Origin of the sequence: Streptomyces sp. ICN903 (genome assembly GCF_022015835.1) — a bacterium.
Classification (GTDB): Bacteria; Actinomycetota; Actinomycetes; order Streptomycetales; family Streptomycetaceae; genus Streptomyces; species Streptomyces fenghuangensis.
This window is the reverse complement of record NZ_JAKMAY010000518.1, coordinates 1-2,009: the sequence shown is the minus strand read 5'-3', so window position 1 is coordinate 2,009 and position 2,009 is coordinate 1. Positions and strand designations below refer to the sequence as shown.

Below are 2,009 nucleotides of genomic sequence, written 5' to 3'. Positions count from 1 at the left end.
CTCCATCGGGCGGGTGGCAGACGGGGGGGGCGGCGGTGAGACGCTTCCCGTCCGGTCGGCAGGGAGAGGCTCGGAGGTCATGGCGAAGGATGTGGCGCGTCGGCGGTCGACGCTCGACGAAGTGGCCGAACTCGCGGGCGTGTCCCGTTCCGTGGCCTCCCGTGCCCTCAACAACGCCCCGCATGTCAGCAGCGCCAAACGCGAGGCGGTCGAGCGGGCCGCCCGGCGGCTCGGCTACGTGCCCGACACGACCGCCCGGGCGCTGGCCACCCGCCGGACGGGGGTGGCCGCCCTGGTCGTCTCGGGAGAGGACCCGTCGATCTTCGCGGACCCGTTCTTCGCCCAGGTGATCGTGGGAGCGTCGGGCGCTCTGGAGGAGGCCGACCTGCACCTGATGCTGTGTCTGGCCGCTTCCGACCGGGGCCGCAGGCGGGTGGGGGAACTCCTCCGTTCCAGGGGTGCCGACGGCGTGATGCTGATGGCGCTGCGCGAGGACGACCCGCTGATCCGCATGGCCGAGGGGACGGCGATGCCCGTCGTCTTCGGAGGCCGGCCGGTCGGTCCGGCTCCCCGGTGGTACGTGGACGCCGACAACGTCGGCGGGGCCCGCGAGGCGACCGAGTATCTGATCTCGCGCGGCCGCACGCGCGTGGCCACGATCTGCGGGCGGCTGGACACCGGGGTCGGGCGCGCCCGGTACCGCGGCTACCAGGACGCCATGCTGGCGGCCGGCCTCGCCCCCCTCCCGCCGCGGGAGGGGGACTTCACCGAACCCAGCGGTGCCGCCGCCATGGCCGCACTGCTGACGGACCACCCCGAACTGGACGGGGTGTTCGCCGCCAACGACAACATGGGGGCGGGAGCGCTGCGCACGCTGCGCACGGCCGGCCGGACGGTCCCCGGCGACGTCGCCGTGGTCGGTTTCGACGACCTGACCGTCGCCCAGGTCGCCGACCCGCCGCTCACCACCGTCCAGCAGCCCGTACAGACCCTCGGGCGGAAGATGGCGCGCATGCTCGTCGCCCTCGTCAGCGGGCAGGACCCCACCCCGCTGATCCTGCCCACCCGGCTGATCGTCCGCGCCAGCGCCTGAAGGGAACGCGTTTCCATGCATACCTACGACAACCCCGTGATCAGCGGATTCCACCCGGATCCGAGCGTGTGCCGGGTCGGTGACGACTACTACCTGGTGTGCTCCAGCTTCGAGTACTTCCCCGGACTGCCGCTCTTCCACAGCAAGGACCTCGTGCACTGGGAGCACATCGGCAACGTGCTCGACCGGCCCGGGCAACTGCCGCTGCCGCTGCCCGGCTCCAAGGCGTCCGGCGGCCTCTACGCCCCCACCATCCGCCACCACGACGGCCGTTACTGGGTCGTCAACACCAACATCGACGGCGGCGGCAACTTCATCGTCTCGGCCGAGCGGCCCGAAGGACCGTGGAGCGACCCGGTGTGGATCGACCTGCACGGGATCGACCCCGACCTGGCGTGGGAGGAGGACGGCACCTGCTGGTGCGCCTTCTCCGGGCCCGAGGGCGGCATCAACCTGGCCAGGATCGACCCGGTCGGGGGCGAGGTGCTGGAGGGTCCCTTCGCCACCTGGTCGGGCAGCGGCCTCAAGTACCCCGAGGCGCCGCACCTCTACCGCATCGGCGACTGGTGGTACCTGCTGATCGCGGAGGGCGGCACGGAACGCGGCCACAGCGTGTCCGTCGCCCGTAGCCGCTCGCCGCGCGGCCCGTGGGAGGGCGCACCCGCCAACCCCCTGCTGTCCCACAGCGGTACCGCCCGTTCCATCCAGAACACCGGCCACGCCGACCTGGTGGAGGCTCCCGACGGGAGCTGGTGGATGGTGCTGCTCGGCGTCCGCCCCCGCGGCTTCACACCCGACGTGCACGTGCTCGGCCGCGAGACGTTCCTGACCCCCGTGGAGTGGGACGAGGACGGCTGGCCCGTCGTCGCGCCCGTCCCCGAGACCCACGCGGCCCCCGGCGGTGCCTGGCATCCCC

2 protein-coding genes are annotated in these 2,009 nt (G+C 72.9%); both read left to right on the top strand.

Annotation, left to right across the window (positions count from 1 at the left end; genetic code table 11):
• Positions 1 to 79: 79 nt before the first annotated feature.
• A complete protein-coding gene (locus L7D48_RS28420) occupies positions 80 to 1,093 on the top strand; it encodes a LacI family DNA-binding transcriptional regulator (RefSeq protein ID WP_237883916.1) in 1,014 nt (337 codons plus the stop codon).
• A 15-nt stretch (positions 1,094 to 1,108) separates the two neighbouring features.
• Positions 1,109 to 2,009, top strand: a 901-nt coding sequence (locus L7D48_RS28415; protein ID WP_237883913.1) for a glycoside hydrolase family 43 protein, incomplete at its 3' end; no start/stop codon positions are given.

Coding starts and splice junctions, on each gene's coding strand:
- L7D48_RS28420 (WP_237883916.1), top strand. CDS start 80: ATGGCGAAGGATGTGGCGCGTCGGCGGTCGACGCTCGACGAAGTGGCC.